At 40.6% G+C, this 8168-nt stretch carries 8 protein-coding genes; 3 read left to right on the forward strand and 5 right to left on the reverse strand.

The window, feature by feature from the left end:
* The first annotated feature begins 133 nt into the window (after positions 1-133).
* From WBM98_RS17310 to WBM98_RS17320, 3 genes are all read left to right on the forward strand, one after another.
* The gene (locus WBM98_RS17310; protein WP_424367272.1) at positions 134-544 is read left to right on the forward strand and encodes a 6-pyruvoyl trahydropterin synthase family protein; all 411 of its coding nucleotides are present in this window, start codon (positions 134-136) and stop codon (positions 542-544) included.
* A gap of 33 nt (positions 545-577) precedes the next feature.
* Positions 578-1546 carry a type I phosphomannose isomerase catalytic subunit gene (locus WBM98_RS17315; protein ID WP_424367273.1) on the forward strand — a complete coding sequence of 323 codons (969 nt, stop codon included), beginning with the start codon at positions 578-580 and terminating at the stop codon, positions 1544-1546.
* 69 nt (positions 1547-1615) lie between these two features.
* A complete protein-coding gene (locus WBM98_RS17320; RefSeq protein WP_424367274.1) occupies positions 1616-1885 on the forward strand; it encodes a hypothetical protein in 270 nt (89 codons plus the stop codon).
* Between the two features lie 53 nt (positions 1886-1938).
* Here WBM98_RS17320 and WBM98_RS17325 read toward each other — a convergent pair whose 3' ends face one another.
* From WBM98_RS17325 to WBM98_RS17345, 5 genes are all read right to left on the reverse strand, one after another.
* Positions 1939-2646, reverse strand: coding sequence for a DUF4369 domain-containing protein (locus WBM98_RS17325; protein WP_424367275.1), 708 nt, complete (start codon positions 2644-2646; stop codon positions 1939-1941).
* Between the two features lie 151 nt (positions 2647-2797).
* Positions 2798-4060, reverse strand: coding sequence for a DUF819 domain-containing protein (locus tag WBM98_RS17330; RefSeq protein ID WP_424367276.1), 1263 nt, complete (start codon positions 4058-4060; stop codon positions 2798-2800).
* A gap of 34 nt (positions 4061-4094) precedes the next feature.
* Complete coding sequence (locus tag WBM98_RS17335) at positions 4095-4898, reverse strand: HAD family hydrolase (protein ID WP_424367277.1); 804 nt, start codon at positions 4896-4898, stop codon at positions 4095-4097.
* Position 4899: 1 nt separating this feature from the next.
* Positions 4900-7104 (reverse strand): DUF5916 domain-containing protein, encoded by a 2205-nt coding sequence (locus WBM98_RS17340; RefSeq protein ID WP_424367278.1) that lies wholly within the window; start codon positions 7102-7104, stop codon positions 4900-4902.
* Positions 7105-7371: 267 nt separating this feature from the next.
* The coding region (locus WBM98_RS17345; RefSeq protein ID WP_424367279.1) for a penicillin-binding transpeptidase domain-containing protein at positions 7372-8168 on the reverse strand (797 nt) is incomplete at its 5' end.

The raw sequence follows: 8168 nt of genomic DNA on the forward strand, positions 1-8168 counted from the left end.
GAGGTAGCCGATTTTAAGTGGATGAAACCAGAGGACGTTCAAATTGATATTGCTGAAAATCCGCAACAGTATACCGTATGGTTCAAGATTATTTTCGAAAAATTCTATGACCATTTAATGCATAATGTGAAAAATGAAAGTAAAGGTAAGTAGAAAAGCCCATTTTAACGCGGCGCACCGATTGTATAGGCCTGAATGGGACGATGCAACGAATACGGAGGTTTTTGGCAAATGCAATAACCCAAATTTTCATGGACATAATTATGATTTAGTGGTGAGTGTTTATGGTGAGATTGACAAGGATACAGGTTTTGTGATGGATATGAAGGTGTTGAAGGCCCTTATCAAGGCTAAGATCGAAGATGCCCTTGACCATAAGAATCTCAATGTCGAGGTCCCTGAATTCAAACATCTGAATCCGACAGCCGAGAATATTGCCGTGGTCATCTGGAACAAACTTAGACCCGACATAGATGCTTCCATGGACCTAGAGGTCGTCCTTTATGAAACACCAAGAAATTTTGTAACCTATACCGGTGAGTGATCATAGATTACCATTCTACTTAAATCATATCAAATGAATCTATATCCCTTTAAATTCCGACCTATATTAAAAGAACGTATCTGGGGAGGTACTAAGTTAAAAGAGGTATTAGGGAAACCCATCGAGAGCGATATAACGGGTGAAAGCTGGGAGCTTTCTGGCGTAAAAGGGGATATTTCAGTCATCGCTAACGGCCCCTTAGCAGGAACATCACTTCAGGAAATCATCGATCAGGCACCTGAGGCGTTATTGGGTAAGGATGTCGTTGACCGGTTTGGCAAGGAATTTCCTATCTTAATCAAGTTTATTGATGCGAAACAGGACCTATCCATACAATTACATCCCAACGATGCATTGGCCAAAAAGCGTCATAATTCTTTGGGGAAGACCGAAATGTGGTATGTTATGGATGCCGATCCCGGGGCCAATCTCATTGTTGGGTTCAATACCGACGTGACCAAGAAGGAGTATGCAAAAAGTTTGGAAAATGATACGCTGTTGAGTTTATTGAATTATGAGCAGGTAAAGGGAGGGGATACCTTTTTTATAAATACGGGAAAGATCCACGCAATAGGGGCAGGGGTGCTTTTGGCGGAAATTCAACAGACCTCGGACATCACGTATCGTGTATTTGATTTTAATAGAAAGGATAAAAACGGAAATCTAAGGGAGTTGCACACAGAATTGGCGTTGGATGCCATGGATTATACGAAAAAAGATGATTTTAAGGTAGCCTATAGTAAACAATTGGATGCCGTAAATACAATGGTCGAGAGTCCTTATTTCAAAACCAATTTCTTAAACCTTGGCCAAAACCTGAATTTGGAGGTTAAAAAAAGGCCTTTATTCACTATTTTCATGTGTGTTGATGGTTCAGCAGACCTAATTACCAATCTAGGATCTATCGACATTCAAAAAGGGGAAACCGTTTTAGTGCCCGCCAATGCGGAATATATCACTATAAATACCGAAAATACTAAATTGTTGGAAGTTACGGTCTAATCAAAATAAGTGTGATTACCTCAAGGAGTAGAGGTTAAAAATAGTATTTTTGCAAAAAATAAATAGACAATGGCAAGTATAAGGGATTTAAAAAAGGATATAAATTTTGTTCTGGGCGATATCATTGAAGCAGTATACATTGTAGAGGCTGCCAATAATAATCAAGACTCTAAGGAAGGTGTAAAGATCATTGATGATGCCATCGAGACCTTCGATGACTTGATTGCCAAAGTGAATATGAGGAAGGTTGATAACAGAAAGGCGCATTTAAATGGGGTGCGGCAAGAACTGGAAAAAAAAGCGCTTACTTTGGTCGATAAACTCAATAAATTGGGATAAGACCCTATAGCTTAAGAGATAAAAAAACATCCCGCCTTGGCGGGATGTTTTTTTTATTCATTCTTTTTCCTAAGTTCCAAAAAGGTCTTTAATGCCTTGCCGTATTTTGATGCGGCTACCTCTGGTGTCAATGAATTATTGATGGAGTCTAAATATTTGATATTGGCATCCGAAACCTCTGTCAGGGCAATATAGGGAGCTATATACGAATCTTTATTGTTCAGGGCAAAGTTAAGGGCGTAGGCGTAGCCCCTTTGAATATTCTTGTCCGACAGATTTTTTAGGGAATCAAGTTGGTTTGAATCCAATGGACCTTCAGCGTTGGCAGATTCTTGCATGATTTCAAGACTGCGTTTATTGAACCTTGACATGGTTTTACGGTATTCTTCCAATTTTTTTTGGGTGGCCGAACCCTCAATCGTGGCATTTAAGTCAAAAGTATTCCAATTCGTGTTGATGGTTATGTTGCCTGGTTCGCCAAAAAAGGCGATCCGATCATTAATCTCATTATTATCTTTTTTGTTCAGGTATAGATAGAATATTTCAGGACTCTCCAATTTTGTTTTGAATGAAAAACCTCCATCCCCTTCCACTTCAAGGGAATCGATGGTAACCAATGTGGAATCGGGCACATGTTGTAGGTATAGCGTACCTTTCTTAAGACCTTTCACGTTTCCGGTAACGAACATGGTATTTGTGGTGTCTTCCTTACAAGAAACCAATAAAAGGGTAATACAACCAAAAAAGAGTAAATGTTTCATTTGAATGGTATTTCATCGGCGACTAAGTGGGCCTAATTAATGTGCTTTATTTGAGGCGCAAATATCACTAAAATATTTGAGTTTGAAGATTGCATTTTAAGTACAAATGGTTCGAAACGATACATTTTGGGCATGGCACATTGTAAATGTGCTATACATGGGCCGCTATTTCCATAAGAAGCCCACAAATATAGGCGCCAGCAGTACCGACCACATACCCCAAAACCGCTAAAAGTATGCCTACCGATGTCAGTGACGGATGAAATTCGGCCGCAACGATCGGGGCCGAGGCTGCCCCACCAATATTGGCTTGACTACCAACAGCGAGAAAGAAAAAAGGGGCCTTGATCAGTTTGGCAACCAAAATGAGCAAGCCTGCATGAATCGAAATCCAAATGATGCCAACGGCAATGAGACCGGGATTTTCCAAAAATCTGCCCAAATCCATTTTCATGCCTATGGTAGCCACAAGGATATAGATGAACAAACCTCCGATTTTACTGGCGCCGGCCCCTTCGTAATTTTTTGCTTTTGTGAAGGATAGCAAGATACCGGCTGTGGTGGCAAAAACGACCATCCATAAGAATTCGGACCCCAAGGATGATAGTGCTTTTTCCTTGTTTCGAATGACCTCAAAGGTGTTTTCCAAAAAGGTTGCAAAATGTTCGGCCAAAAAGTGGGACATGCCGACGGCGAAAAATGCCAGACACAGCATCATAATATAATCATGCAAGGTAGTTACCCTGGTTATCTTTTCGGTATGTGCAGTAACCTTCGCCTTTAAGGTTTCAATCGAGGAGGTATCGGCTTTTAACCATTTATCGATACGTTCTGATTTTCCTATACCCAATAATATGATGGCCATCCAGAGATTGGCCACAACAATATCAATGAGTACCATATCACCGAATTTCTTTGGATTGAATTGAAAAACCTCTAACATGGCGGCTTGGTTCGCCCCCCCACCGATCCAACTGCCCGCAATGGTTGTCAAACCACGCCATACCGCATCAAAACCCACTCCGCCAACAGTTTCTGGCGAAAAAATGGAAACGATAAGAATGGCTATTGGGCCGCCTATGATAATCCCCACAGTACCTGTTAAAAACATGATAAGCGCTTTTGATCCAAGGTTGATGATGGCTTTTAGGTCAATACTCAATGTCATTAAGACAAGGGCTGCAGGTAAGAGATACCGGCTTGCAATAAAATACAAGTTCGAATGCTCCTCAGAAATAAGTCCTACACTGGTCAGGATCGCTGGAAGCATGTAACACATCAAAAGGGTTGGGATGATGGTATAGAACTTTTTCCAGAATCCTTTTTTGAGCGATGAGGTATAGAAAACAAAGCCCAGACAAAGGCTTAACAACCCGAAAATAATGGTGTCTTCGGTCAAAGGGAGTTCTTGCATAAGGATTTTTTTGCTACACGTGGTTCAAATATAGTCAAATCTTAAAATGTAGTTTTAAAAAATGGGCTACGCCGTCCTGGGTATTCACATAGGTCGTATAATCGGCCAAGGCTTTCACTTCGTCACGGGCATTGCCAACGGCAACCCCACAACCTGCCATTTGCAACATTTCGGCATCATTGTAATTGTCACCAAAGGCGATCACATCTTTCAGTGTATGCGAATTTTCGATCAATAATTCTATGGCAGAGAGTTTTGAAACCACTTTGGGACTCACTTCGATCAGCGTATCGTTTGACCGATAAATGTTCATGACCGAATGGTATTCGGTCATCAGCTGGGGTAGTAACGTTTCTATTGTCTCATAGGTGCCCATGAGCATGATCTTATGAGCCCCTATTTTTCGCTTTTCCCAAGCCTTTAGGGTTTCTACTGTTTTTTGATACATCGGCTCCACCTTGGTATATGCAATCTCTTTGCTAACCCGTTCGGAAGTTTTTTCTACATACCATTCATCCGAATAATACAATCCTAATTCTATATCAAGGGCTTTGGCGAGCTGATATACTGGTTTTATGATGTCAATCTCGAGAACGGAAGAATGTATTATTCTGTTTCCATCAAGGATCAAAGCCCCATTGTAGCAGATGATCGGATCATGTTCAATGCCAAGGTCTTTTTGAATATAGCGCATCGCATTGGGCATTCGTGCCGATACCAAAATAATTTTGGTCGATGGTTTTATTCGGTTGATTTCGGCGACCGTAAAAGCGGAAACATCACTTTTGGTGGATAACAAAGTTCCATCCAGATCGGAACATAAAATACTGTGGTTCATTCTAAATATTTAGCCAATACGTAAATTTGAGGTTTATAGACCGCATTCTGGGAGCAAAAGTATTCACAAAATAATTATCGTTATATACCAAGTACAGATCGGACAAAGGTGCGAATCGCCATTGCAGTCTAGAGTTTAGACCAAAATTATCCTGTTGTGTACTGTATTGTACCAAGGTCGACCAAAAGAGCGATTTATTGAAAGTAACTTCGATTTTAGGACTGATAAGCCACAAATCGGCACTCGTATAAGGTTTGGGAAATTCTATTTTATTGTAATCAAAAAGTAACGAAATATATACCTTGGGTTGAAAACGATAGGTCATAATACCTTGTACTGAATATCGCTGGCCATTAAAAAACCGACCTAACGAAGATTCGAAGCGATAGGAAAATATTTTTCTTCGATCTGAGGCATATTCAAATTGAAGGTTGTTATAATGATACCCTACATTCTCAGGTAAGGCAATGGCATCATCCGTTCCAGTGGGCTCAAACTCATCAATTAGAAAGGTGTAATTATTTTCCATACCGATACTCACGCTTGAAAAATCGAGAAATCTGGCTTCCCATGAACTCCTGAAGGTATAATCCGTATTTTTTAAGTCCATACTCGGACTCCATGTGAAAATGGGAAAGAATCTAAAACTGTGGGTATTTATGATTCCTTTTTTTGGCCAGAAAACCCTTTCAAAACCAAGAATACCCTTAAAGATATCGGTCCTGCGGATATAGCCCAAATCGGATCTAAAATCTTCACCTATATAAATGAACTTGGAAAATGTCGTAAAATATCTTGAATTAAAATCGAGGGTAGCACCTGCAGAGGCATCATGATTACCGCTACCATGCGCAAAGGATTTGTGGACAAAGAATTTGCCATTCCATCGATTGTCCTTTGAAATCAAATCATAATCGACACCAAGCACCCTGTTATAATTGTCTTCGGGTTCCAAAAAGTCATAATCCCCAATGGCCTGCCTGTTAATGAAGAACATGCCTATATTGGACCGTTCAAAAACCCGTTGCTGAACGGCCAACATCATATTGTTATTGGAAGCGATCTTATTCGATTCATCCGCTTCGGTCTGAATGTCCAAAATCCCTAAACGCAATCGGTTGTTCAACTTACCACTTAATCGGATCCCGCCTATTATTTTATTTTCTATGGAGTTATCGGCCGTATCGACGGCAATTCCGATTCTTCTTGAAAAAAATGGATTGGCATCATGCATATTCCCAAAGCTCCCAAAAAGGTCGCTATTATCTATAAAAAACTGTCTTTTCTCCGGAAGTGAGACTTCAAAACGCGTTAGGTTGGTCACTTGATCATCCACTTCGACCTGTGAAAAATCAGGATTTAGGGTCAGGTCCAAATTCATACTGTTGCCGATAGCGAATTTGGCATCACCCCCCACCTTAATATTGTTGAGCTTTTCGTCATTTTCAAAATCATTTTGGGCAATTGCATTTAGAAAGGGGATGATGGCCATGGGGGTTCTAGATCGACCTAATGGTTTTTCAAAAACCATATCACCCATAAAAGTGAGTCCAAAGACCTTTTGGTTTTGTGGTATTTTCATCCACGTACTGGTTTCATTCGATTGGGTGTCGAAACGATAGCAATTGAATCGCCATTTCGTCTCCCCTTCCCTAAACTTGAAGGCGGTAAGGGGAATGACCAATTCTGAAGTATAATGATCATCATATATTTTGGAATCCCCTTTCCATTTAGTATCCCAAGAAATTGTAAAACCCCGTTCATCATTGCCGCCACCCGATACCAAACCTTCCCGTTGGACCCCAAAGGGATTTATGCCAAATAAAAAAGCGTTGGCACTATCATTGAAGGTATCGAACAATAAGGTGATATTATCGCTGTCACCAGCCCTGAAATCACGTTTCAGGGTTTGTACCCTATAATCCCTCCCAGCGGCAAAAACCGTAATTCCAATGTAGAGATATTCATTATCATATAGCATTTTTATTTCCGATTGCTGCCTTGCCTGAATGGAATCCATGGGAAAATATTCCCAAAATCCATATGCCCTTTCAGCGGATTCCCATATTGGCTCGTCAAGAACACCATCAGGTATAATGTTTTCGGCATTTGAAATAAGCTTAACGGTAAAACTTTTGGATAGATTTTGGGCGAAAGAAATCGTGGTGGTTAAAATAAGTGCTAGAACACTTAGGCATTTCAACATTGGTGGTTAATTTAGCGACTACCAAATTTAGGATTTTATTGCGAAAATGATGCCCAAATCCCTTACGAATGGGCTCCCTTTTTTTGAGGTGCACGAAGGACCAATCAAGGAATTTAAAAAAAACATCCATTGTTTTGCCATTTCCATGGTATTATGACAAATACTGCCCATTTCAGCCGGTATGGACTAAATTGAAAACGACTTACCCATGGGGTGCTACACGATATGTCGTATATCATTTTAAAGGGGGAACCCTATCTATGGTATTTAATGCGTACGGAATTTTTTTGCCTGTTTTTTATTCGGATTTTTGAACAAACGCTTAAAAAATCCATCACGTTTTATGGGATCACAGTCCATCAGCCCCAAAACAGTTGGATCGGATTCCGGAAATCGGTCGTTAGTCATGGCTTTGAATTGAGGATCCCTATTCAGTTTTTGGTACCATAGGGCAAATAAGGGCAGGGCTGCGTTGGCACCTTGACCTAGACGCGTGCTATTGAAGCCAATTTCGTGATTATCGAGGCCTACCCAACTCACATGTACCAGATTTGGCGTTAGGGCAACGAACCAGGCATCTTTATTGTTTTGGGTGGTTCCCGTTTTACCAGCTAGATCATTTTTTAGGTTATAGGTGCTGCGTATGCGGGATGCCGTACCTTGATCGATAGTAGATCTCATCATTTCTAGCATTATTTGACCGGTTTTTTTTGTAAAAGCACTTTTTTTCATCATTTTCGGTTCAAATTGGGCCAAAACGGAGTCTTTCTGATCTGTGATGGTTTCTATGAGATAAGGAAGCACCGCCTTTCCATTATTTACAAAACTGGCATAGGCCCCAGCCAGTTCATTTACATAAATCTCCCCGGTACCCAAAGCCAAGGAAGGTTGTTTGGGTAGTTTTGAAATAATGCCCATACGTTTTGCTTGGGCGATCACGTTTTCGATTCCTGTTTTTTCCAAAACCTTTACCGCCACCGTATTCACTGAATTGCTCAAGGCCATTTCCATTGAATAGTTTAGATAGGTCTCATCTTCATTGCCGGAGTTGCTAGGCGACCAGC

The sequence above is a fragment of the Maribacter sp. genome (assembly GCF_049667165.1).
Classification (GTDB): Bacteria; Bacteroidota; Bacteroidia; order Flavobacteriales; family Flavobacteriaceae; genus Maribacter_A.

What these genes read in the sequence shown, in the direction of transcription:
- WBM98_RS17335 (WP_424367277.1), bottom strand. Translation starts at nt 4,898, where the DNA reads ATGAACCACAGTATTTTATGTTCCGATCTGGATGGAACTTTGTTATCC.
- WBM98_RS17320 (WP_424367274.1), top strand. Translation starts at nt 1,616, where the DNA reads ATGGCAAGTATAAGGGATTTAAAAAAGGATATAAATTTTGTTCTGGGC.
- WBM98_RS17330 (WP_424367276.1), bottom strand. Translation starts at nt 4,060, where the DNA reads ATGCAAGAACTCCCTTTGACCGAAGACACCATTATTTTCGGGTTGTTA.
- WBM98_RS17340 (WP_424367278.1), bottom strand. Translation starts at nt 7,104, where the DNA reads ATGTTGAAATGCCTAAGTGTTCTAGCACTTATTTTAACCACCACGATT.
- WBM98_RS17315 (WP_424367273.1), top strand. Translation starts at nt 578, where the DNA reads ATGAATCTATATCCCTTTAAATTCCGACCTATATTAAAAGAACGTATC.
- WBM98_RS17310 (WP_424367272.1), top strand. Translation starts at nt 134, where the DNA reads ATGAAAGTAAAGGTAAGTAGAAAAGCCCATTTTAACGCGGCGCACCGA.
- WBM98_RS17325 (WP_424367275.1), bottom strand. Translation starts at nt 2,646, where the DNA reads ATGAAACATTTACTCTTTTTTGGTTGTATTACCCTTTTATTGGTTTCT.